Origin of the sequence: Actinoplanes sp. NPDC049598 (assembly GCF_040675435.1) — a bacterium.
Classification (GTDB): domain Bacteria; phylum Actinomycetota; class Actinomycetes; order Mycobacteriales; family Micromonosporaceae; genus Actinoplanes.
In genome coordinates, this window is record NZ_JBFAOX010000022.1 from 48,636 (window position 1) to 71,351 (window position 22,716).

Annotated in this window: 22 protein-coding genes; 13 read left to right on the top strand and 9 right to left on the bottom strand. The window is 70.8% G+C overall.

All coding sequences use genetic code 11. The features are described from left to right. Positions 1–218: 218 nt before the first annotated feature. Entirely contained in the window at positions 219–1,082 is an 864-nt protein-coding gene (locus tag AB0J66_RS36880) for a helix-turn-helix transcriptional regulator (protein WP_364671095.1), read from the bottom strand. Between the two features lie 220 nt (positions 1,083–1,302). Between AB0J66_RS36880 and AB0J66_RS36885 the strand changes: the two genes are divergently transcribed. Beyond that, entirely contained in the window at positions 1,303–2,346 is a 1,044-nt protein-coding gene (locus tag AB0J66_RS36885) for an NAD(P)-dependent alcohol dehydrogenase (RefSeq protein ID WP_364671313.1), read from the top strand. A 57-nt stretch (positions 2,347–2,403) separates the two neighbouring features. Further along, a complete protein-coding gene (locus tag AB0J66_RS36890) occupies positions 2,404–2,892 on the top strand; it encodes a nuclear transport factor 2 family protein (RefSeq protein WP_364671097.1) in 489 nt (162 codons plus the stop codon). Here AB0J66_RS36890 and AB0J66_RS36895 read toward each other — a convergent pair. Continuing rightward, the gene (locus AB0J66_RS36895; protein ID WP_364671099.1) at positions 2,867–3,316 is read right to left on the bottom strand and encodes a DUF6314 family protein; all 450 of its coding nucleotides are present in this window, start codon (positions 3,314–3,316) and stop codon (positions 2,867–2,869) included. The two genes, AB0J66_RS36890 and AB0J66_RS36895, sit on opposite strands and share 26 nt — an antisense overlap. Positions 3,317–3,337: 21 nt before the next feature. Here AB0J66_RS36895 and AB0J66_RS36900 point away from each other — a divergent pair, with 21 nt between their 5' ends. The 4 genes from AB0J66_RS36900 to AB0J66_RS36915 all read left to right on the top strand — a co-directional run bounded on the left by AB0J66_RS36900 (position 3,338) and on the right by AB0J66_RS36915 (position 7,123). Continuing rightward, positions 3,338–3,919: a biotin transporter BioY gene (locus tag AB0J66_RS36900; protein ID WP_364671101.1), complete on the top strand. Its 582-nt coding sequence runs from the start codon at positions 3,338–3,340 to the stop codon at positions 3,917–3,919. Between the two features lie 47 nt (positions 3,920–3,966). Then, the gene (locus tag AB0J66_RS36905; RefSeq protein ID WP_364671103.1) at positions 3,967–4,959 is read left to right on the top strand and encodes a molybdopterin-dependent oxidoreductase; all 993 of its coding nucleotides are present in this window, start codon (positions 3,967–3,969) and stop codon (positions 4,957–4,959) included. 21 nt (positions 4,960–4,980) lie between these two features. Continuing rightward, on the top strand, positions 4,981–5,529 hold the full coding sequence (locus AB0J66_RS36910) for a DinB family protein (protein ID WP_364671106.1): 549 nt from the start codon (positions 4,981–4,983) through the stop codon (positions 5,527–5,529). Between the two features lie 73 nt (positions 5,530–5,602). After that, positions 5,603–7,123 carry an amidohydrolase family protein gene (locus AB0J66_RS36915; RefSeq protein ID WP_364671108.1) on the top strand — a complete coding sequence of 507 codons (1,521 nt, stop codon included), beginning with the start codon at positions 5,603–5,605 and terminating at the stop codon, positions 7,121–7,123. Between the two features lie 79 nt (positions 7,124–7,202). Here AB0J66_RS36915 and AB0J66_RS36920 read toward each other — a convergent pair whose 3' ends face one another. Beyond that, entirely contained in the window at positions 7,203–8,039 is an 837-nt protein-coding gene (locus AB0J66_RS36920; protein WP_364671111.1) for an alpha/beta hydrolase, read from the bottom strand. After that, entirely contained in the window at positions 8,036–8,602 is a 567-nt protein-coding gene (locus AB0J66_RS36925) for a WHG domain-containing protein (RefSeq protein WP_364671114.1), read from the bottom strand. The genes AB0J66_RS36920 and AB0J66_RS36925 overlap by 4 nt, the downstream gene beginning before the upstream one ends. 63 nt (positions 8,603–8,665) lie before the next feature. Here AB0J66_RS36925 and AB0J66_RS36930 point away from each other — a divergent pair, with 63 nt between their 5' ends. Together AB0J66_RS36930 and AB0J66_RS36935 are read left to right on the top strand one after the other, a co-directional pair. Next, on the top strand, positions 8,666–9,058 hold the full coding sequence (locus tag AB0J66_RS36930; RefSeq protein ID WP_364671116.1) for a DUF488 family protein: 393 nt from the start codon (positions 8,666–8,668) through the stop codon (positions 9,056–9,058). 41 nt (positions 9,059–9,099) lie between these two features. Further along, positions 9,100–10,422, top strand: coding sequence for a radical SAM protein (locus tag AB0J66_RS36935; protein WP_364671118.1), 1,323 nt, complete (start codon positions 9,100–9,102; stop codon positions 10,420–10,422). 36 nt (positions 10,423–10,458) lie between these two features. Here AB0J66_RS36935 and AB0J66_RS36940 read toward each other — a convergent pair whose 3' ends face one another. Together AB0J66_RS36940 and AB0J66_RS36945 are read right to left on the bottom strand one after the other, a co-directional pair. Beyond that, the gene (locus AB0J66_RS36940; RefSeq protein ID WP_364671121.1) at positions 10,459–13,011 is read right to left on the bottom strand and encodes a hypothetical protein; all 2,553 of its coding nucleotides are present in this window, start codon (positions 13,009–13,011) and stop codon (positions 10,459–10,461) included. A 74-nt stretch (positions 13,012–13,085) separates the two neighbouring features. Continuing rightward, positions 13,086–13,523, bottom strand: a complete 438-nt coding sequence (locus AB0J66_RS36945) for a hypothetical protein (protein WP_364671124.1) — start codon at positions 13,521–13,523, stop codon at positions 13,086–13,088. A 111-nt stretch (positions 13,524–13,634) separates the two neighbouring features. On the opposite strand from AB0J66_RS36945, the gene AB0J66_RS36950 reads away from it, so the two are divergent. After that, a complete protein-coding gene (locus AB0J66_RS36950) occupies positions 13,635–13,856 on the top strand; it encodes a hypothetical protein (protein ID WP_364671126.1) in 222 nt (73 codons plus the stop codon). Here AB0J66_RS36950 and AB0J66_RS36955 read toward each other — a convergent pair. The 3 genes from AB0J66_RS36955 to AB0J66_RS36965 are packed head-to-tail and all read right to left on the bottom strand — an operon-like array spanning position 13,853 to position 17,939. Then, complete coding sequence (locus AB0J66_RS36955; protein ID WP_364671129.1) at positions 13,853–15,784, bottom strand: hypothetical protein; 1,932 nt, start codon at positions 15,782–15,784, stop codon at positions 13,853–13,855. The genes AB0J66_RS36950 and AB0J66_RS36955 overlap by 4 nt on opposite strands. Next, positions 15,781–16,689, bottom strand: a complete 909-nt coding sequence (locus tag AB0J66_RS36960; protein WP_364671132.1) for a serine protease — start codon at positions 16,687–16,689, stop codon at positions 15,781–15,783. The genes AB0J66_RS36955 and AB0J66_RS36960 overlap by 4 nt, the downstream gene beginning before the upstream one ends. Next, positions 16,686–17,939: a metallophosphoesterase gene (locus tag AB0J66_RS36965; protein WP_364671134.1), complete on the bottom strand. Its 1,254-nt coding sequence runs from the start codon at positions 17,937–17,939 to the stop codon at positions 16,686–16,688. Before AB0J66_RS36965 ends, AB0J66_RS36960 begins: the two co-directional genes overlap by 4 nt. 117 nt (positions 17,940–18,056) lie before the next feature. Between AB0J66_RS36965 and AB0J66_RS36970 the strand changes: the two genes are divergently transcribed. The 4 genes from AB0J66_RS36970 to AB0J66_RS36985 all read left to right on the top strand — a co-directional run bounded on the left by AB0J66_RS36970 (position 18,057) and on the right by AB0J66_RS36985 (position 22,635). Further along, the gene (locus AB0J66_RS36970) at positions 18,057–18,596 is read left to right on the top strand and encodes a hypothetical protein (protein WP_364671137.1); all 540 of its coding nucleotides are present in this window, start codon (positions 18,057–18,059) and stop codon (positions 18,594–18,596) included. After that, positions 18,597–20,102, top strand: coding sequence for an SPFH domain-containing protein (locus AB0J66_RS36975; protein WP_364671139.1), 1,506 nt, complete (start codon positions 18,597–18,599; stop codon positions 20,100–20,102). A gap of 63 nt (positions 20,103–20,165) precedes the next feature. Next, a complete protein-coding gene (locus AB0J66_RS36980; protein ID WP_364671142.1) occupies positions 20,166–21,635 on the top strand; it encodes a M6 family metalloprotease domain-containing protein in 1,470 nt (489 codons plus the stop codon). 169 nt (positions 21,636–21,804) lie between these two features. Beyond that, positions 21,805–22,635 carry a phytanoyl-CoA dioxygenase family protein gene (locus tag AB0J66_RS36985; RefSeq protein WP_364671145.1) on the top strand — a complete coding sequence of 277 codons (831 nt, stop codon included), beginning with the start codon at positions 21,805–21,807 and terminating at the stop codon, positions 22,633–22,635. Positions 22,636–22,716: the final 81 nt, after the last annotated feature.

A 22,716-nucleotide genomic window follows, 5' to 3' on the forward strand; every position in this document is an offset into this window, starting at 1 on the left:
GCCGTCGATCTTCGCCCAGTCCGCACCGTCGCCACAGCGTCACCGGCGCCGCCACCCTGTTAGGCGGCACGCACGGCGACCACGAGGTGGGGCTGCGCGAGGGCAGCGATCGAGCGCGCGCTCTTCGGCAGATCCGCACATTGGCGCCCCGCATCCCTTCATGGACGCTGTGAGGCGGCGTGAACGGGCTCGACCCTAAGCCTCGGACGGCACGGAGACTAGCGGGGCTGCAAGGACGTGGTGGCGGCCCACGAAGCCAGCAAAGTAAGCGCGTGGGCGGTAGGCGAGTCCGGCTCGGCGGCGTAGATGGTCATGTGCAGGCCGGGCTCGGCGATCAGAGCCATGGTCTCGTAGGCCAGATGCAGGTCGCCGACCACGTGGTGGTGGAAATGCTTCATGCCGGTGCCGTGGAGGCGGACGTTGTGGGAGCCCCAGCGGCGGCGGAACTCGTCGCTTCTGGTCGAGAGCTCGCCGACCAGGTCGTGCAGGCCCTTGTCGTGGGGGTCGACGCCGGCGGCGGTGCGCAGGTTGGCCACGGTCATGTCGGCGAAGCGGTTCCAGTCGGGGTAGAAGCGGCGGGCCGCGCTGTCCAGGAACGTGAAGCGGGCGAAGTTCGGCGGGGCGGTCGTGTCCGCGTACAGGTCGCTGTGCATGGCCCGGCCGAGGTGGTTGGCCGCCACCAGGTCGGCGCGGTGGTTGGCCACGATGGCGGGCGCGGTGATCGCGTCGAGGGACCACTGCAGGCTCGGCCGTACGGCCGCAGGCGTTCGGCGCCGGCTGGGGCGCAGCAGGGCGCCGCTGCCGTTGGCCTCCTGCGCCAGGTGCATGAGGTGGGCCCGCTCGGCGTCGTCGAGCTGCAGGGCCCGGGCGATCGCCTCGAGCACCCCGGCCGAGACGCCGGCCAGCGCGCCGCGCTCGAGTTTCGCGTAGTACTCCACGCTCATCCCGGCCAGCGCCGCCACCTCGCTGCGCCGCAGCCCGGGCACCCGGCGCGGCCCGGCGGCCGGGATCCCAGCCCGCTCCGGGGTGATCTTCGCCCGGCGCGAGGTCAGGAACTCGTGGACTTCCACTCGGTTGCTCACCCATCGACGGTACGACCGGTGACGCTGAGCTGGGATGTACTGCCGGTACACCTTTCCACAGGAACTCCTGCGAGCGCCCGCGACCTGGTTTCGTGGAAACATGCGAGGACCGGCCGGAGCTGCCGCTTGAGCAGGCGGCCGGAGGTACAGGGCGATGGACGAGCGCCGGGCCGTCAAGGCCCTGCCGCGTCCGTGACAACACATTGTTTGGGAGAGCGTCATTCTTACCGTCAACGCCATCGCCGCGCCGTCGGCCACCGAGCCGTTGGTGCGCACCACCGTCGAGCGGCGCGACCTCGGGCCGCGGGACATCCTGATCGAGATCCGGTACGCCGGCATCTGCCACTCGGACATTCACACCGTCCGGGGCGAATGGGGCGACATCGCGTACCCCCAGACCGTGGGTCATGAGATCGTCGGCGTGGTCACCGAGGCCGGCGCCGACGTGACCCGGCACAAGGTGGGCGACCGGGTCGGGGTCGGCTGCATGGTCAACTCGTGCCGCGAGTGCGCCAACTGCCAGGCCGGGCAGGAGCAGTACTGCCTGAAGGGCAACACCGGGACGTACGCGTCGGTCGACCGCGACGGCACGATCACCCAGGGCGGCTACTCGACGCACGTCGTGGTCGACGAGGACTTCGTGCTGCGGGTGCCCGAGGCGATCCCGTACGAGAAGGCCGCGCCGCTGCTGTGCGCCGGCATCACCACGTACTCGCCGCTGGCCCACTGGAACGCCGGACCCGGCAAGAAGGTCGCCGTGGTCGGCATGGGCGGCCTCGGCCACATGGCCGTGAAGATCGCCGCCGCGATGGGGGCCGAGGTCACCGTGCTCTCGCAGACGCTGAGCAAGAAGGAGGACGGGCTCGCGTTCGGCGCCCGGGACTACTACGCCACCAGCGACCCGGAGACGTTCGAGAAGCTCGCCAACACCTTCGACCTGATCATCAACACGGTCAGCGCCCCGATCGACATGGCCGCTCACCTGGGCCTGCTGACGCTGGACGGCACGATGGTCAGCGTCGGCGCCCCGCCGGAGCCGCTGCCCATCCAGGTGTTCACGCTGTTCAACAACCGGCGCTCGTTCGCGGGCTCCAGCATCGGCGGCATCGCCGAGACCCAGGAGATGCTGGATTTCTGCGCCGAGCGCGGCATCGCCCCCGAGGTCGAGGTCATCAGCGCCGACGACGTCAACGAGGCGTACGAGCGCGTCATGAAGTCCGACGTCCGCTACCGCTTCGTCATCGACATCGACACCCTGCGCTGAGCGGTGGCTGAGGGGCCGGGGCTTCCGCTCCGGCCCCTCAGCGTGTGTGCTGGGACCATGACGTACGAATCGGTGGCTGCCTGGCGGGCGGCGGGGGAGGCCGGCGACGCCGGGGCGGCAGTGGCGGCGCTCGATCCGGAAGTGCGGCTCATTTCGCCGATCACCGAGCAGTTCACGTTCGACGGGCGCGAGCAGATCCGTACGCTCCTGGAAGTGGCCTTTGAAGTGATCGACTCGATCGTCTACACCGATCAGGTGGCCGAGGGAGAAACGGTCGCGCTCTTCTACGAAGGCACGATCGGAAAGAGCCGGCTGTACGAGGCGCAGCGGCTCCGGCTCGCTCCCGGCGGCCTGATCCGGGAGATCACGCTCTTCATCCGCCCGTTGCCGGCGCTCACACTGCTGATGAATCGGCTCGGCCCCGAATTGGCCCGGCGCAACGGACGGCCCGGCCTGGCCCGGCTCATTCCGGTGGCCGGCGGCATGCTCCATTCCATGGCCGAGACGGGGGAGCGGCGCATCATGCCGAAGGCGGCGCCACGCTGATGTCGCGCTCGTAGGTGGTGAACAGTTCGTAGTCCTTGGCCGGGCCGGTGGCGTGCCAGTGCTCGGTGTAGCTGTCCGGGCCGGTGATGCGGCCGGCCACGACGTACGTGTCGGCGGCGCACGGATGCTCGGCCGACCAGCCTTCGCCGCTGAGGTCCAGCTGGTAGAAGTCGCGACCGTCGGCGAACTTGACGTCGAGGCGGTGGCCGCCGCGGTCCTCGTACCGCAGGGTTCGGGTGGCCGGGCCGCGATGGTCGTCATAGACGAGTTCGCCGTCTTCAAAATACGATAAATCGTCAGCGAACTCGGCTGTGCCGATGAAGGCGCCCTCGACGCCGGCCCGGTGATCGAGGATGCGCCGGCGCACCCGCCAGCGGCCGCGCAGGAACGCCGCCACCGAGCCGTCCTTATGATCTGCAGGCACCGTCACCCTACGGAGGTTTTCATGACGCAGTCCGTCGCGCTGACCCGGCCTCGGCCGCTCGTCCTGGCCGACCTGGTCCCGGGCGCGCTCGCCCGCGACGTCGCGCTGGTCGCCGGTGGCGCCGGCTTCATCGGCGTGCTGGCCCAGATCGCCGTGCACATCCCGGGCACCCCGGTCCCGATCACCGGCCAGACCCTCGGCGTGCTGCTGGTCGGCACCGCGTTCGGCATGCGCCGGGCCGCCGCCACGATCGCGCTGTACGCGGTCGCGGGCGTCCTCGGCGTGCCCTGGTTCGCCGGTGCGCACAGCGGCTACTCGATGGCGTCGTTCGGCTACATCGTCGGCTTCTTCGCCGCCGCCACCCTCTGCGGCTACCTGGCCGAGCGCGGAGCGGACCGGTCGGTGCTGCGCTCGATTCCGGTGATGCTCGCGGGCGAGGTGGTCATGTACGGCATCGGCATGGCCTGGCTGGCCGTGGCGGCCGACCTGACCTTCAGCCAGACGATCAGCCAGGGCCTGACGCCGTTCCTGCTCGGCGACGCGATCAAGGCGGCGCTGGCGGCCGGGCTGCTGCCGGCGGTGTGGAAGCTCGCCCGACGCTGAACCCCGCTGCATTGAACCGGCGGCCCTCGGGCGCGTAGAAGAGAGGCATGAGACAGGGCGGGCGGCGAGTCGACCTCGTACTCGGCCTGCTCGTGCTTCTCGGGGTTCTCACCGGGCTGGCGGCCAACACCATCGGGGTTCGATGGCCGCTCAACCTCATTCAGCTGCACGCGGCGGGGGCGCTGGCGATCCTGCTCCTCGCGCCGTGGAAGTACGTGGTGATCCGCCGCGGCCTGCGCAACCCGCGGCAGCGGCGGCCCACCAAGGCTGTCTCCCTGGCCCTACTGTTCTTCGTGCTGACCACGATCGGCAGCGGGCTGCTCCACTCGACCGGGTGGGTCGAGCACGTGGGGCCGCTCACCCTGATGCAGATCCATGTGGGCGCGGCCGTCGGGGCGGCGCTCGCCGTCGTGGCCCACTTCTTCGGGCATTGGGTACGCCCGCGGCGTACCGACCCGGATCGCCGGGCCCTGCTGCGCCTGGCCGCGCTGGGAGCCGGAGCGGCCGTGGCCACCGCCGCCTGGGACACGTGGGCGGCCACCGCCCGCCGCTTCACCGGCTCCGTGACGAAGGAGTCGCTCGAGGTCACCTCCTGGATCAACGACGGCATCCAGCGCCTCGACCCCTCCACCTGGCGGCTGCGGGTCGGCTCGGCCACGCTCGACTACGCGGACGTGCTGGCCCTGCCCCACGAGCGCTTCACCGCGATCCTCGACTGCACCAGCGGCTGGTACAGCAGCCAGGAATGGGACGGCGTCCGGCTCAGCGCCCTGCTGGAACGGGCCGGCGTGACCCGGGGCGGGTGGCGCAGCGTCGAGGTGCACTCCACGACCGGGTTCACCCGCTGGTTCGGCGCCGAGACCCTCGACGACATCTGGCTGGTCACCGCGGTCGGGGGACGGCCCCTGACGTACGGCCATGGCTTTCCCGCCCGCATCGCGGCGCCCGGCCGTCGCGGCTTCTGGTGGGTCAAATGGGTCGACGCGATCCAGCCGTCGGCGCGCCCGCCGTGGGCCCAGCCCGTGTTCCCGGTGACCTGAGCCATCGGCCAAGATGCATGCATGAGTGATCAACGCGCAGTCGGCTACCGCGGCATGTGGGCGCCACCCGAGAAGGACTCCCGCTCCACCAAGAACCCGATCGGTGAGCTGGAAACGATCCGGGAGTACCTTTCCAACTACCGCCTGACCCTGGGCATGAAGTGTGAGGGACTATCCCCGGAGCAGCTGGCCACCCGGTCGGTGCCGCCGTCCACGCTGAGCCTGCTCGGCCTGATTCGGCACATGGCGGGCGTCGAGCACAACTGGTTCTTCCGCACCCTGCAGGGGCACCTGGCCGAGCCGCGGCTCTACGAGGGAGACCTCGATTTCGACGGCGCGACGGCCGACCCCGCCGTGGTCGAGGACGCCTTCACCGTCTGGCGGGAACAGATCGACGCGGCCGATCGGTGGCTCGACTCGGCGACCGACCTCGCGCACCTGGTCGACCTGGCCAACGGCGAGCAGGCCACCGTCCGGGACATCCTGATCCACATGGTTGAGGAGTACGCCCGTCACTGCGGCCACGCCGACCTGCTCCGCGAGTGCATCGACGGCCGTACCGGCCAGTAAGGGATAGCTAGGCCTACCCCGGGAGTAGCCCTAACACCCGTGACCCCCGCCCTGCCAGCCGACAAGCTGGTCCGTGACATCAACGGAGGGGATGATCATGCAGCGGCGGACGGTTCTGGCGGGGACGGCGCTCGGGGTGGCCGCTCTGGGCATTCCGCGGGTGGCGGAAGCGGGGCGGCGGCGCGGGCTGCTGGCCATCACGAACGTGACGGTGATCGACGCGCGCGGGGGTGTTCGGCGGGGGCAGACCGCGATCATCCAGGGGGAGCGGATCCTCGACGTGGCGGCCGCGGAGCGGGTTCCGGTGCCGCACGGCGCCACGGTGGTCGACGGGGGCGGGAAGTTCCTGATCCCGGGGCTGGCCGACATGCACACGCATGTGGTGGGGATCGACGACACCGACCCCGAGCTGTACGTGGTCAACGGCGTCACCACTACCCGGCAGATGTCGGGCGGGGCCCAGGCGCGGGAACTGCGGCGACAGGTCGAGGCGGGGGAGCGGACCGGGCCGCGATGGATCATCGGGAGCCGGATCGTGGACGGGGCGCCGTCGCTCTGGGACGTCCTGGACGAGGACGGTGGCGTGCACGTCGCCGTCGCGAGCCCGGATCGGGCCCGGGCGGCGGTCCGGCAGGAGCATGCGGCGGGGGCCGCGTTCATCAAGACGTATTCGCGGTTGAGCCGGGAGTCGTTCCTGGCCGTGGCCGACGAGTGCCGCAAGCTCGGGCTGCCGTTCCTCGGGCACGTGCCGGACGTCGTTCAGCTCACCGAGGCCAGCGACCGCGGGCTGCGCACCGTCGAGCACCTGTTCACCGTCTTCTACGACACGTCGTCGCGGGAGGAGGAGCTGCGGCGGGCGGTGGCGGCGGTGCCGATCGGGCCGGGGGAGTACAACGCCTGGTTCAACCGGATGCGGCCACTCGAGTACGCGGCGGCGACGAGCTACGACCGCGGCAAGGCCGGGCGGGTGTTCCAGCGGCTGGCGCGCAACGGCACGTATGTCACGCCGACCCTGGTCCTGCACGACACCAACGACCGGCCGGAGGCGATCGACCGGCACGACCCGCGCTACCGGTATGTCAGCGCCGACATGATCGGCTACTGGGACTGGGCGCTGGAAGAGCTCTACCTGCCAGGCCGTACGCCCCGTCAGGTGGCCGAATCACACGAGATCTACCGCCGGCGGCTGCGGGCGACGGCCGACCTGGCCGCGGCCGGGGTGCCGCTGCTGGCCGGCACCGACCTGGGCACCACGTATCTGATGCCCGGCTTCAGCCTGCACGACGAGCTGGAGCACCTGGTCCGGGCAGGCCTGAGGCCGATCGAGGCGCTGGCCGCGGCGACGCTGAACCCGGCCCGCTACCTCGGCCGGCGCGACCTCGGGGTGGTCGCGGCGGGCGCGGTGGCCGACCTGGTCCTGCTCGACGCCGACCCGCTGCGCGACATCCGCAACACGACGCGCATCAACAGCGTCGTCGTGCGGGGCGAGCTGATCGCCCCGGCCCGCCGCCGCCGGATACTCACCGACATCGAGACGAGAGTGAAACAGCCGAGACCGGCCGCGGCGGTCGCCTACCGCCCCTGCCCCTGCTGAGGGGCGAGCGTGCGGCCTGCCCTTGGTGGGCGGGCGAGCGCGCGGCCTGCCTATGCCTAGCGCGGGTGCGCCGGGCGGCTCACTCCTGCTGGGCGGCGTAGAAGTCCCGTAGGGCGGTGGCCATGAGCTCGGGGGCGGCGCTCGGGGCGAAATGGGACTGGCCGGGCCAGCTGATGCGGTGGGCGCCCGGCAGGGCCGCGGCTAGGGTGTCCATGCTGGTCGGCATGGGTTCCCAGGTGTCGGCGCCCTGCAGGATCAGGGTGGGCACGGGCAGCGGGGAGAAGTGTGGGGTGTCGTCGGCGAGGGCCTCCAGATCGTGCAGCCAGCCCGTGGCCGCGACCGGGTTCGGGGCGGGCGTGCCGAAGGCGGCGCGGATCCGGGCCGGCACCTGGGTGACCTCGTTGAGGACGGCGAACATGCCGGCGTGGTCGTCCCGCTCCCACGCCGAGCGGTAGCGGTCGAGCAGCGGCGCGATCCGTGGCCCGGTGGCGAACAGCGGCGGCTCGAAGACGGCCACCGACCGGATGAGCGGAGCAGGCGCAGGCGAGCCATCGCCAGCGAGAGAGGACGAGACGGCGTGCGGGGCGTCCGGGGTGAGCTGGGCGGCTGCGTGCAGAGCGACCAGGGCGCCGTAGGAGGCGCCGACGAGGTGGGCTGGCCGGCCTATGGCGGTGAGGAGCGCGGTTACGTCGGCGACCTCGTCCTTGAACGACTTGCGGGTGGGTGGGACGTCGCTCGGGGCGTGGCCGCGGCGGGCTGGGATCCACAGCTCGTAGGACGACTCGAGCAGGGGGACGAGCGGGTTCCAGCTGTGCAGGCCGCCGCCGGAGCCGTGCAGGAGCAGGATCGGGTCGCCGGCGCCGAGGCGGCGGACGGAGAGGCGGGTGCCGTCGGCGGAGCGTACGTCAAGGGTCATGGGGTCCACCTAAAAAGAGTTGTGTGGAGGGCGTCGATCAGGCTGCGCCAGGAGGCGTCGAGGTCGCGGGGGTGGCCGAAACCGCCGGTGGCTTCGAGGGTGGCGAAGCCGTGCAGGGTGCTGCGGACGAAACGGAGGGCGTCGGTCAGGGCCGGCTCCTGCAGGTCATAGCCGCGCAGGGTGGCGTAGCTCAACTCGATCAGGCGCAGGTGCCCGGCGGAAGCCAGGCCGATCGGGGCCGGCAGTTGCAGGTTGGTCGCCGCGTACTGGCCGGGGTGGGTGACCGCGAACTCCCGGTAGGCGCCGGCGAAGGCGGACAGGGCGTCGCGGCCGGAGCGGCCCGCCACCGCGATCGACAGCCGGTCGGCGAACAGGGCGGCGGCCCGCACGGCGACCTGGTGCAGCAGAGCCTCCCGGTTGCGCACGTGCCCGTACAAGCTGGCGTCGGCGACCCCGAAACGCCGCGCCACCGCGGCCACCGTGAGCCGGTCCAGCCCGACCTCGTCGGCCATCTCGGCCGCGGCCGCCGACACACGGTCGGCGGTCAGACCCACCCGCGGCATCCTCGGACCCCCTTGGCAAAACCTAGGGGCCCTAGGTTACGCCACCGAGTAAGAATGGTCGACATGAGATCAGGAGTCCACGCCGGGCGCGTCTACGACGAGCCCGGCTGCGACGGCGCCGCCCGCGTGCTGGTCGACCGGCTCTGGCCGCGGGGGGTGAGCAAGGAGCGGGCCACCCTTGACGAGTGGTGCAAAGCCATCGCTCCCAGCCCTGAGCTGCGCAAATGGTACGGCCACGACCCGGCCAGGTTTCCGGAGTTCCGCCGGCGCTACGAGGCCGAGCTGGCCGCGGGGGAGCAGGCCGAAGCGCTGGCTCACCTCCGGCAGCTGGGTCGGCCGTTGCTGCTGCTCACCGCCAGCAAGGAGGTCGCGATCAGCGAGGCCGCCGTGCTCGCGGAGCTGCTAGGTGTCGCTAACGTCTCTCACCCGGGACCCGGTGACAGGCCGTCGGCGTGATGACATGGAATGAGGTCAACTCAGCAATGGCAGGAGGGCGCATGTCGTCACGGACGGATCTCGTCGAAGATCTGATGGGCCGTTTCCCGCACGTTCCGCGCGAAGCGGTCATCAAGGAAGACCTGCTGCGTGGCGGGCTGGCCTTCGACGACTCCGCGCTGACCGACAACGAGGGCGGCGAGGTCAAGCCGAAGTCGTACTTCATCTTCTCGTTCGACCACCGCACGCTGCCCGAGCTGGGTACCGCGGCCCTGCGGCGGCCGCCGGAGGAGATCGTGCTCACCGGCGGGCCGTACGGGCTGCGCCGCACCGTCGTCTCGGTCCGCACCAACCCGGACTCGCCGTACCGGGTCAAGCCCGGCGAGGACGGGAAGCTCCAGCTCTTCCTCGACGGCAAGCCGATCGCCGACGTCGGGCTGCCCCCGATGCCGGACTACTACCGGCACACCCTGGAGAACGGCAAGCAGGTCATGGAGGTCGCGCCCACGATCCAGTGGGGTTACCTCGTCTACCTGACCGTCTTCCGCGTCTGCCAGTACTTCGGCGCCAAGGAGGAGTGCCAGTACTGCGACATCAACCACAACTGGCGCCAGCACAAGGCCGCCGGCCGGCCGTACACCGGTGTCAAGCCGGTCGACGAGGTGCTCGAGGCCCTCGCGATCATCGACAAGTACGACACCGCGAAGACCTCGCACGCGTACACCCTGACCGGGGGCAGCGTCACCTCGAAGGTCGACGGGCTGGAGGAGGCCGACTTCTACGGCCGGTACGCCCAGGCGATCGAGGAGCGCTTCCCCGGCCGCTGGATCGGCAAGGTGGTCGCCCAGGCCCTGCCGCGCGAGGACGTGCAGCGCTTCAAGGACTACGGCATCCAGATCTACCACCCCAACTTCGAGGTGTGGGACAAGCGGCTGTTCGAGCTCTACTGCCCCGGCAAGGAGCGCTACGTGGGCCGTGCCGAGTGGCACCGCCGCATCCTGGAGTCGGCCGAGGTCTTCGGCCCGCGCAACGTCATCCCGAACTTCGTGGCCGGGGTCGAGATGGCCGAGCCGTACGGCTTCCGCAGCGTCGACGAGGCGATCGAGTCGACCACCGAGGGCCTGCAGTACTTCATGTCGCGCGGCATCACCCCGCGGTTCACCACCTGGTGCCCCGAGCCGACAACACCCCTGGGCCGTACGAATCCGCAGGGCGCCCCGCTCGAGTACCACATCCGCCTGCTCGAGGCCTACCGCGCGACCATGGAGGCCAACGGTTTGTCGAGCCCACCCGGCTACGGCCCGCCCGGAGCCGGCAACGCGGTCTTCTCGGTGAGCTCGTTCATGGACAGCCTGCCGGCCGAGACGAAGATCGAAGAGGAGTGAGCGAAAGGGGGCCGGTTGATGCCGGCCCCCTTCCCGCTAGTAGATCGTGAACGGCACGGTCGTCACCGGCGACAGCGAGCCGTCGGTGAACTCCCGCTGCACGGTGAGGGTGTGGTCGCCCGCGCTCTCGGGCGTGTAGGAGACCATCGTCTCCCAGCTGAACCAGTCGTACGGGACCTCCTGGACCGGGCCGTCGTCGACCCGCCACAGGAACTTCTCGGTCACCTCGGCCAGATCCCACGCGGAGAACCCGAACTGGCTCGGCTCACCGGCCGCGCCCAGCGTTGTGGTGACGTCCACCAGCGGGCTCTGCACCATGATCCACTGGGTGGTGGGGTCGGAGACCGTCCCGTCCGCGGTCAGGCTCACCACGGAGATCGACGTGCTGGTCCAGCCCTCGGGCACGTCGACCGAGACGGTCGCGGCGCCGTCCGGGCCGGCCGGGACGGTCTGCTCGGGCAGCGAACCGAGGTGGTAGCGGAAGCTGGCCGCGCCCTCCTGGCCCGCGGTGAAGGTGAGCTTCAGAGCCCGCCCGGCGACCGCTTCCGTGCTGAACGGGCCCTCCCGGGTGAGCCGCGGCGACGACTCGATGTGCAGGACGCGCGTGACCGACGGCGACAGGCTGCCGTCGGCCCGCTTGGCCCAGACCTCCAGCGTGTTGTCGCCCGAGTGGGCCGGCACGACCTGGAAGTTCACATACGAGCCGTCGACCGTCTGGCGCGGGCCGCCGTCGAAGCTGTACACGATGGCGACCGCGTCCGGCAGGTCCGACCAGGCGCTCACCGTGATCGGCTCGCCGATGTGGACGCCGGCCGAGTACGCGGTCACTCCCGGGTAGTTCGCGATGACCGTGAACGACTCCTGCGTCGCCTGTGACCGCCGGCCCGCCGCGTCGACCGAGTACACGGCGATGGTGTTACGGGTGCCGCCGAGCTCCGATGTCCAGGTCAGCTGCGCGGTGCCGTCGGCGCCGGCGTCGATCCGCTGCTCCTCGCCCCGGTTGAGGCTGTAGTAGTAGGCGACGACGTTCGGGCTGCGCGGGGCGAAGGTGAACGTGCCGGGCTCACCCATGATCGGGTTGTTTTCGCCGAGGAACTCGGCCGAGGTGACCTTCGGCGCGTCGGTGACGGTGACGGTGTCGGTCTGCGCGCCGAGCAGCTTGGTGCCCTTGTAGACACGGGTGACCACCGACTTGGTGCCGACGCTGTCGAACACCAGATCGCCCTCGCCCTTGCCGTTGATCGCGGGCACCGCGACCTCCGGGCCGCCGTCGAGGGCGTACCCGAAGGACGTGGCCTCGGTGGCCGCCGTCTGCAGCTTGACGTGGCTGGTCAGCCCGACCCCGTTCACCTCGAAGGTGGCGTAGGGCGTGGTGTTGCGGACCTGGTACTCGTACCGGACGTACGCACCGCGGTTGCCGGCAGCGTCGATCGGGGCGACCTGGAGCCGGCCCCGGCCCGAGGAGGCCGGAGTGACGGTGACCTTGGCCCGGCCGCCGGGGTGGTTGGCCTTGACGGTCTCGCCGATGCGGCCAGTCAGCTCGTCCCAGACGAAGCCGGTGACGTCGAGGTCGCCGCCCGCGTCGAAGACGAAGGCGCCGGCCACCCCCGGACCACCGGTGCCCGGGTAGTCGGCGCTGGGGTACTTCTTGGACGACACGACCGGCGGGGTTCTGGGCGCGACCGTGTCGACCGCGAAGTAGCACGTCTTGCCCCATGGGCCGGCGTCGTCGTAGTCCTTGGCCTGGGCGGTCCACGCGACCACCGTGCCCTCGGCGAAGCCGTTGAGGTCGAGGCTCGGCCCGCTGGACTCCTTGCGCTGATCCGGGTGCTCGACCGGCCAGTACGCGTACGTGATCTGCGGGTGATCGTTCGGGTCGGCGTCGGTGGCTGTGGCCTGGGCCTGCATGAAGGTGCCGGCCGTGGGGTGCTTCTCCAGGGTGCCGCAGCCGGCGTCCGGGTACTTCAGCTTGAGACCGCTGACCGTCGGCGCGTGGTTGGCCGCGTAGCTCATCCGCGCCTGCGTCATGGTGCGGCCGACGGTCCCGTTGCTTTCGCTGCCGGCTGCGATGCGTACCTCAAGGGTGATGCTCTTCTCGCCGCGGGCGAAGGCCGCCTGGATCGCGGGGATCAGATCGACCCCGAGGTACGCGCCCGGGCAGATGGCCCCGCTGCCGTAGGAGCGCTCGTCGAGCAGCTCGAGCTCCTTGGGCGGCTTCTGCCAGGTGGTCGTGGCGGTGACCGGCTTGGTACGCCAGACCTCGATCGGCGCGGCCTGCGTGCAGTCGTTGACCGAGCGCTCGCTGGTGTAGAAGGTGACCCGGTGCAGGACCTGGCCCTTCAGCGCGGTCAGGTCGAACGTGAAGTACGCCCGGCCGGTGTGCCCGTCCCGGGTGCCGATCAGGAAATCGCCGGCCGGGTTGGGGTTGGTGGTGGTGGGCTGGGCCTGGTCCGTGTAGGTCCAGGCGGTCAGCGGGACGTTGCCGTAGGTCTGGGCCTGCGCCGCAGCGGGCGACAGACCGACAAGGACGATGGTGGCGCTCAGCGCGGCGGTCGCCGCGGACAGCAGCGCCCGTACGGTGCGATGCATGTTCGTTCTCCCCGATGCCCCTCGTGCGGGGGCGCCGGAGCTTAGCATCGAAGATCATCGCATCGACATCGGCTTTACGGGGTGAGCCCGAACAGCTGGGCCAGACGCAGACCGGCGGCGTGCGGGAACGTGCTGAACCGGGCCGTGGTGAGCTCGCCGGCCAGCTCGGGCAGGCCGGGACGGATCAGCGCCGAGTCGGGGTCGTCGTCCAGATAGGCCCAGCCCTGCCGCAGCACCGGCCAGAAGCCCGCGACGGTTCCGGTGGCCTCCGGTGTTGCGGAGTGGGTCCAGGACAAAGACCCTTCCCGGTCTGTACGAGGTTTTCGGGCGGCCACGGCGGGGACGGCCACCTGTAGCAGGCCCTCGTCATCCGTGGTCGCCGCCAGATTGGCGAGCACTGCCAGCACGCCCTCGGTCACCCAGGTGCTGTTCTTCAAATACCGCGCCGAGCACGCCCGCTTCCGCGGCACCAGCGCCAAGGTCTCCATCAGCCGCACCGCGATCGAGGACATCGGCCCCGAGATCCGCAAAAAGGCCCGCGCCTACATGACCGGCTACGTCAGCAGCATCACCGACTTCTGGCCCCGCCGTCACAACCGCCCCACCCGCGCAGTCTTAGCGGCATGCCGACAAGCTTCGAAACCGACATCCGTCCCCTCTTCCGCGAGAAGGACCGCAACGCCATGCGCTTCATGTTCGACCTGTGGTCCCTCGACGACGTCCGCAAGAACGCGGAAGCGATCTACGGTGCCCTCGCCTGCAACGCCATGCCCTGCGACGGTGGCTGGCCCGAGGAGAACACCGCCGTGCTCCGCCGCTGGATCGACGACGGCGCCCGCCCTTAGGCCGCGAGCCAGGGCCGCCACATCGTCCAGGGGCCGCTGTAGTCGGTGGCCATCCCCTCCGGCGGCCCCCCGATCCCGATCGCCGTGCTCGCGTCGAGCAGCAGCGGATCGGCGTCGCTGCGCCGTACCGGTCGCCGCCCGTGGGCCAGGGCGGACAGCACACCCAGGTCGGGCAGCAGCTCCTCGTCGTACTCGTTGCGCAGCCGGCCGACGAGGCGCCGGAGGTCCGCAGGGTCGGCGGCGTGGGCGCCACGGCGCACGAGTTCGAAGCCGGCCACCAGGACCGTGATGGGGTCGGGCCAGTCGCCGCTGAGCAGCTGCCGCCAAAGTCCTTGGAGGCGGGGTGGCATATGTTCGCTGATCACCTCGCGGTTCTGGCCGAATCGGCGCTGGACCCAGGCCGAGAAGCCGACTTTCTCGAGGAAATGGACCGTCAGGGCGCCCGGACGTCCGGCCAGCGAGTACTGGAAGACGGGAAGCGCCGCCGACGCCGGCGCGACGACGAGGGTGACACGGCCCGGCAACGCCGCGGTGGCGACGGCGAACTGTTCGCCGCCGTCGAGGTGCAGCCGGTGCGGCCCGCTTTCGGCTGTCAGGCCGGCCCGGGCGATGCCGTCCCGCCTGCTTACCAGTTCGGCCGCGGACGGCCGGCCGAGCAGTCGCGCCTGCCCGCGCGGCAGGTCGCTCAGGACCCGGATATCAGCAACGCCGGCGGTGTGGCCGCGACTTCCGGGGACCTCGACCGCGCCCTGTACGGAAAGAAACGTCTCGAGGTCGGCCCGTGGATCCATGACAAGGCCGCCGCGCGGAGCCATGCGGTACGGGGTCGCCAGATCGCCGAAATACGAGAGTCCGAGGTAGCCCGGATCCGCCGACGGCAGGCTGTCGAAGATGTCGGCCGGCTCGGGCTCGGTGGACCTGGCGTCGAACCGGAGCTGCCGGGCCTCGTACAGGTCGAGCTTCTCGGTCCCGGCCGGGTCGACCCGCCGGGCCAGCTGATCGCCCCGTTCCAGTTGGACGAAGTAGTCGCCGGGGTCGACCTCGAGGTGGGTCACGGCCTCGACGATCGTGATGCGACGGGGTTGCCGCTCGCCGCCGGTGAGGAGCAGGCGGAGCGTTTCACCGGGTTGGAGACCGTCCACTGTCACGGTGACCGGGGTGCGGCGCACGTCGACGATCCGGGCGATCCGGCCCTCGCCCGGGCCGGGCTGGGCCGTGATCTCGCGACCGCGGCCGTGGAACAGCGTTCCCAGGGTCTCCGACAGCCGGGCGAAGGTCACCCAGTAGGCGCCGCCCACCCTGATCTTGGCGCGGCCCCGGCCGTGCAACTCGCCCAGGAGCGCGTCGCCGAACTGGGTGTCGTTGAACGCCGGCATCCCCTCGGCCGCGCTGAACATCGTGTAGGGAACGGCGGCGCCCCGATCGGAGTTCGCCAGGCCCAGAGCCAGCTCGGGCACCTGGACGGCCAACCGGTTGCGGCAGGTGTCCACGAACCAGAAGTGGCTGGCCGGGCCCATCGAGAACTGCAGCTCGTTGCGCAGTTCGTCCAGCCGCAGACAGCGTTCGCCGTCCTGGTCGTAGTTCGCGCCGACCAGTACGTCGGAGTAGATCTGCCGTTGCTCGGACAGAGCGACCTGGTAGCCATGGCCGGAGCAGTGGACGAAGACATCGCCGCCAGTGTCACGGCCGGCGGCGACGAGCTTCTTGGTCGCCGTCCGGATTCCCGCGCGCGTGCCGGGGAAGGTGTGCGGGCCGGCCAAGGGTGGTTCGCCGCCGCAGAAGAAGATGTTCTCCGGGTCGGTGCCGCGCACCTGCACGAGCCAGTCGCAGAACTCGTAGGCGCGCTCCAGCGTGCCCGGCAGGCTGGCCAGGCCGGATCGTTTGCCGTACTTCTCGATCGCCACCACGAGGGCGTACGTGCCGGTCATAGCGCTCCGAGGAAGTCGGTCAGGCGGTTGCCGGTGATCGCGGTGTTACGGGCCAGGAAATAGCCGCCGCTGTGGACGCCGACGAAGTGGGCGCCGTCGAGGGAGAGGACCGGGGAGCCGGAGTTGCCGGGCAGTGTCGTGCAGTCGTGGTGCATGAGGTCGTCCACGCGCTTCATGATCTGGCCGGGGGCGACCCGTTTGACGTTGAAATGATCGCCGAACTGGGCGCGCACGAACGGCGGGACACGCTCCGGCTCCAGCGGATAGCCGACCACGGCGACGTCCTCGGCGTCCGTGTCGCCGCTGAGCGGGATCGGATCGCCGAGGTTCGGCTCGGCGGCCAGACGGAGGACGGCGATGTCGAGATCGGGATGGGTCGCGTGGACGGCGGCGATCTTGACAGGTGGTGGCTCCGCGCCGCGCTCGTACTGCTGCCCGAAGCGGATGACGGCCTGGCCGCGGACCAACCGGCCGGTGCCCAGGGTCAGCTCGTCGACCACGTGGCGGTTGGTCACCACCAGGCCGGGCGCGATGAGGAACGCGGTGGCGACCGGCCCGGCCGGAAGTGCGCCGCCGCCGACGCGGTCCACCCGGCCCACCACCGTCAGGTAGGGCTCGACGGTCTTGCGGAAGGTCTCCCAGACCGGGAAGGCGTCCGCCGGTGGGCCGTTCAGGGTCTCGACCTGGCCGTCCCGCACCAGGACGGACGGGCGCAGCAGGCGGATGGCCAGCTCCAGCGCCTGCATCTGCCGCGCCGTCGGTTGTGTGCCGCGTTTGAGGGCGGCCAGCCCGGCGGCGGCGTCATCGCCGAGCTGGTCCGACGGTGGGCCGATGATCTCGCGCCACTGGCCGAAGAGCGCCGTCGGGTCGATGGCGGCCAGGGCGCGTACGGCCCGGTCGGTCACTCTCTTTCCCGGCGCCACAAGACCGTGCCGTCGGCGGCGCAGAGGACCTCGGCCAGGCGGGGGCCGTCGAGCTCGAGGCGGAGGTAGCCGTTGGGGCCGTAACGCTCCGGGTGGTCGCCCAGGTACTCGTTGGGGCCGTCGAGGATGCCGGCCTCCGGGACGGTGGTGGTCGCCGGGAGGGTGCACCAGCGCTGGTTGCCGGGCAGGGGGACGCCGCCGGGGAGGTCCCGGATCGATTCGCGGAAGTAGGGGAAGCCGCTGTGGCCGATGCAGCGGGCGTGCAGGCCCCACTGCGGGTGCGGCTCGTAGAACACGCAGCGGTGCTCGTGGCCCCAGTACCAGGTGTTGATGGCGCGCCGGTCGAGCAGGTGGGCCAGGCGTTGCCGCAGAAGGGGGCCCTGGCCGGCCAGGGTGGAGAAGAGCTGGTGGTGCGACATCAGCACGAGCTTGCGGCCGCCGAGCTGGCCGACGAGGCCGTTCAGCCAGTCGACCTGACCTTCGTCGAGGTCGTGGTCGTCGTACGCGGTGTCGAGGCCGGCGAAGACCCAGTCGTCGTTCTGCAGGGAGAAGACCGTCGAGGGCTGTTTGAACTCGCCGAGGGTGAGCCGGAAGAAGGGCTCGCCGCCGCTGAACATCTCGTGGTTGGAGTTGCAGGCCCGGCTGACCGCGCTCGGCATCTGCGGCCACAGGTCGAGGAAGCGGTGCTGAATCTCGCTCTCGCTGCCGGAGTAGTAGACGTCGCCCAGGTGCACGAGCGCGTCGTAGTCGCCCTGCTTCTCGATGCTGCGGGCGACCGCCGGCGCCCCGTACAGCCCCGTGCCCCAGTCGCCCAGGAGGGCCACCTTGGCCTGGGCCGGCAGCTGGACCGGCGCGTCGCGCAGCGGCGGCCGGAGGGAGCGGTGCGGGATGCCGAGTTTCTCGCGCAGCCACGGCAGCAGGGTCTTGGCCCAGCGGATGTCCCACTGGTCGAATGCGAAGGAGCGGGCTTCCTGGCCGCCGGCCGGGCTGGGGTGGATCTCGCCCAGCTCCTGCGCGTGCTCGGCCAGGTAGGTCAGCATCAGCGACGCCGCCTGATCGTCGGGGGCGCTGAGCACCCCGGGCGCTTGGGGCACGTCCGCCATCGCGGCGTAGGCCCGGGCGAGCAGCGCCTTGTCGGCCTCGTCGAGGTCGCTGGCGACACGCCGAGCACCGGCCTCCTGACCGCGGAACTGCTCAGTGGAGACGACGATTGTCTGGGGATCCGAGTCCATGCACCATCGAAGCGCGCCCGGCCAGCACGGCGGCCCTCTGGGTCCATGATCCGACTGCGGGTGGCTGGCGGCGCTGATCTACCCTGACCTCGACGTTCGGGCGGGGAGGCGGTGCGGATGGCAACGGCCACGGCGATCTATCTGGCGATCGGCGCGGTCGGTGTCGTCGTGCTGGCGCTGTCGTTGCTCGGCGGGGAGCTGATGAGCTTCCTGCACGTCGGCGACGGCCCCGTCTCGCTCGAGGTGGTCACCGGCTTCCTCGGCGCGTTCGGGTTCGCCGCTGCGATCACGGCCGAGCTCTCCGGCTCACCCGTACTGCCGCCGGTGGTCGGCCTGGCCGCCGCCGTGCCCACCGCCTGGTTCGCCCTGCGCCTCTCGCGCGCCGCCCGCACGATGCCGACCGACGCCACTCCGCGGCGGCAGGATCTGGTGGGCACGCTCGGCGTGGTGGTCACGGCCGTGCCGCTCGGCGGCGGTTACGGCGAGGTGCGGGTCCTGCTGGGCGGTCAACCCGTCAAGCTGTACGCCCGCGCGGAGCACCCGATCGCCGCCGGCGCCCACGTCTTCGTGGTCGAGGCGCCGTCCGACACCAGCGTCGTGGTCGAAGAGACCCTCCGGATCGACGGAAACACCCCACACACCCCGGGAAAGGCCTAGATGTCACCTTTGCTCATCGCCATCGGCGGCGCCGTCCTGCTCATCATCCTCGTGATCCTGTTCGTGCTGTCCCGGATCAAGGTGGCCGGCCCGAATGAGGCCTTCATCATCACCGGCCGTAAGGGCCGCGTGACGCAGTCGGCCGACGGCACCAACACCACCGACCTGTCCGGGCAGAAGGTCGTCATGGGCGCCTCGGTGTTCGTGCTGCCGGTCGTGCAGAAGCTGCAGTCGCTCGACCTGTCCAGCCGCCGCATCGATGTCGGCATCAAGGGCGCGGTCTCCAAGCAGGGTATCCGGGCCGACCTGCACGGCGTGGCGATCGTCAAGGTGGGCGGCAACGAGGGCGCGATCCGGGCCGCCGCCCAGCGCTTCCTGCACCAGCAGGCCGAGATCGAGGAGTTCACCCGCGAGGTGCTGGCGGGCGCGCTGCGATCGATCGTCGGCCGGCTCACCGTCGAGGAGATCATCCGGGACCGGGCCGCGTTCGCCAGCGCGGTGGCCGAGGAGGCCGAGCACTCGATGACCAACCAGGGTCTGGTGCTCGACACGTTCCAGCTGCAGGACATCCTGGCCGAGGGCTCGTACCTGCAGGATCTGGGCCGGCCGGAGGCGGCCCGCGTGCTCAAGGACGCGGCCATCGCCGAGGCCCGGGCCCGGCAGCAGGCCGAGCAGGAGCGGCTGCTGGCCGAGGAGGCCATCGCCGAGGCCCAGCGCAACCTCTCGCTCAAGCAGGCCGGCATCCAGGCCGAGATCGACGCGGCCAAGGCCAAGTCGGCCGCGGCCGGCCCGCTCGCTCAGGCCGAGCGGGACCAGGCCGTGCTGGCCGAGCAGCAGAAGGTGGCCGAGCGCAACGCCGAGCTCAAGCAGCGCCAGCTCGACACCGAGGTCCGCAAGCCGGCCGACGCCCAGCGGTACAAGGTCGAGCAGGAGGCCGAGGCGTCGCGCGCCGCGGCCGTGCTCAACGCCGACGCTCAGCGGCAGGCGGTCATCGCCGCCGCCCAGGCCTCGGCCGAGCAGGCCCGCCTGACCGGTGAGGGTGAGCGGGCCCGCCGGGCCGCGCTGGCCGAGGCCAACGCGATCGAGGGCGCCAAGGAGGGTGAGGCCGAGCAGCGCCGGCGCTCGGCGATCGCCGAGGCGATCGAGCGGGAGGGCGCCGCCGAGGCGGCGGCCATCCTGGCCAAGGGCGGGGCCGAGGCCGAGGCCATGGCCAAGAAGGCGGAGGCGTTCGCGGCGTACGGCGAGGCGGCCGTCCTCGACCTGCTCGTCCGCGTCCTGCCGCAGGTCGTCGAGGCCGCGGCGGCCCCGATGGGCTCGATCGACAAGATGACCGTCATCTCCACCGACGGCGCGTCCTCGCTGACCAAGTCGGTCGCCAACAACGTGGCCCAGGGCCTGCAGCTGGGCACCGACCTGACCGGCATCGACCTGGCCGGTCTGCTGGCCAAGCTCGGTCAGAACAAGACGGTCAACGGCAAGCCGGCTGAGCTCGAGGCCGATCACTGATCCACGGAGTGGAAAAGAAGGGGACCGCCACGGCGGTCCCCTTCTTCGTGCAAGCCTCAAGTCATGCCCGCTCCGTTTGTGGCCGAGCCCTTCACCTTCCACGACCCGGACGGGACACCCGTCGAGGTCCGGGGGTGGGGCAACCAGTACCACGCCGTGTTCGAGACGCCGGACGGCTACACGGTCGTGCCCGACCCGGAGACGGGTGACTACTGCTACGCGGTGGCGGGCGCCGGCGAGCTCGCGTCGAGCGGGTCCCGGGTCGGCCAGGTCGATCCCGCGACGCTCGGTGTCGCGCCGCATCTGCGCCCCGATCGGGGGGCGGCGCGGGTGACCGCGGCCGACTCCGATGAGGACGAAGCGCCGCGCCGCTGGGAGGAACGCCGGGCCGAGCGCCGGGCGATCCGGCACACCGGCCGGGCGACCGGTGGCATCACCGGTGATTACGTCGGCCTCTGCGTGCTGGTCCAGTTCCCGGACGTGGACGGCGCTATCCCACCGGACGAGGTCGACAAGTTCTGCAACCAGCAGGGCTACACGGGGTTCGGCAACAACGGCTCCGTGCGCGACTACTTCCGGGACGTCTCGGACGGCAAGCTCAGCTACACCAATGTCGTAACGCGCTATCTCACGGCTTCCCGTCCCCGCCGCTACTACGCCGAGCCCAGTGTGCGCTGGCCGCGCCGGGCCAAGGAGCTCGCGGTGGAGGTGCTCCAGCAACTCGTGGACGAGGGGTTCGACTTCGGGCGGCTGTCGGTGGACGACCGCGGCTTCGTCTACGCGTTCAACCTCTTCTACGCCGGGAAGCGGGTCAACCGCTGGTCGGAGGGCCTGTGGCCGGGGGCTACGGCGTTGGAGCCGGATTTCCGGGTGCCGGGCGGCGGCCCGATCTTCCGCGACCTGCAGTGGACCGACATGGGCGACCAGCTCACGATCGGCACGTTCTGCCACGAGAACGGCCACATGCTGTGCGACTTCCCCGACCTGTACGACTACCAATACAACTCCTCCGGGGCCGGCCGCTTCTGCCTGATGTCCACCAGCGGCGGTAAGAACCCGGTTCAGGTCGGCGCGTACCTCAAGGCGGAGGCCGGCTGGGCGAGCCGCCGCACGGTCATCGACCCGTCCCAGGTCGCGACGGTCGAGGCCGGTCGCAACGACTTCCACGTCTGGGAGAAGGACGACCAGGAGTACTTCATCGTCGAGAACCGGCAGCAGACCGGCCGGGACGCCTCGCTGCCCGCCAGCGGCCTGGCCATCTGGCACGTCGACGAGCGCGGCAGCAACAGCGACGAGCAGATGACCCCGGAGAGACACTACGAGTGCTCGCTGGAGCAGGCCGACGGCCGCTTCCAGCTGGAGCGCACCGCCAACCACGACGGCGACGCCGGCGACCTGTTCGGCGCGCCGCGGGCCCGGCGCTTCGCCGACGACACGACCCCGGACAGCCGCTGGTGGAACGGGAGGAAGTCCGGCCTGACCATCCGCAACATCTCCGCGCCCGGCCCGACGATGACGTTCGGCGGGCCGTGACGCAGGGACGGCTGAGCTGTAGTTGAGCGAGAAGCCTTGCACGGCGCCGGTGCAGCCGGCGTTGCGCGTGGTGACCTGCGCGCCGACTGGGTCAGGGCGGTGTGACGGTAGGCGTTGGAAGCGCTCCCGTCGACTTGCAACGTTGGAAACGGGGCTGTAGGCAGAGAGGATGACGACTTCTATCGATGCAGACGCGGGCCGGCGGGCCCGGGCCGCCATTTACGACGAGGGCATCACGGCGCTGCGCGGCGCGTTCAGCGCGGAGTGGGCCGACGCCATGCGCGAGGACATCGAGGCCGCGTTCGCCGAGGCCCGGTCGCGGGAGGGCGGCGCGGTCGGCCGCGGCCCCCAACGCTGGTACGTGGAGATCCACCCGGAGCAGCTGCGCGGCTTCGTCGAGCTGGTCAGCCACCCGTGGGTCGACGCGGTGTGCACCGCGGTGCTGGGGCCGGACTACAAGATCGTCGAGCTCGGCTTCGACATCCCGTTCCCGGGCGCGGTCAACCAGCCCTGGCACCGTGACTTCCCGATGCCCGAGGTGACCCGGGCGCAGGGGCGGCTCGACTCGCTGGCCTTCAACCTCACCGCGGTCGACACCATCGACGAGATGGGCCCGTTCGAGATCGCCCCCGGCACCCAGTTCGACGACGAGCCCGACTTCGGTCACGGCATGTTCCCACACAAGAGCCACTACCAGCGGTACGACGAGCGAGCCGTCCGTAAATATCCTAAAAAAGGGGACATCTCGGCTCGGTCGGCGCTGACCATCCATCGCGGCACCAAGAACCGGTCGCAGCTGTCGCGCCCGGTGCTGGTCTTGGGCGTGGACGCGGCCGACGCGACCAACGCCGACAAGCACGACCTTGCGGTCACCGAGGCCTACTGGGCGGCGCTGCCCGAGGGCGTACGGCGGCATCTGAACTGCCCGGTCGTCGACCGGCTGACCCCCATCACCCAGAAGCACACCATCGAGGGCCTGGTCATGGGGGAGGCCGACTGATCATCTGTCACGTTGGACACATCGACGTCACTTCCCGTTTCCCGCCTGTAACGTGGAATGTCGCCCCGGGCGGCTTCTTGC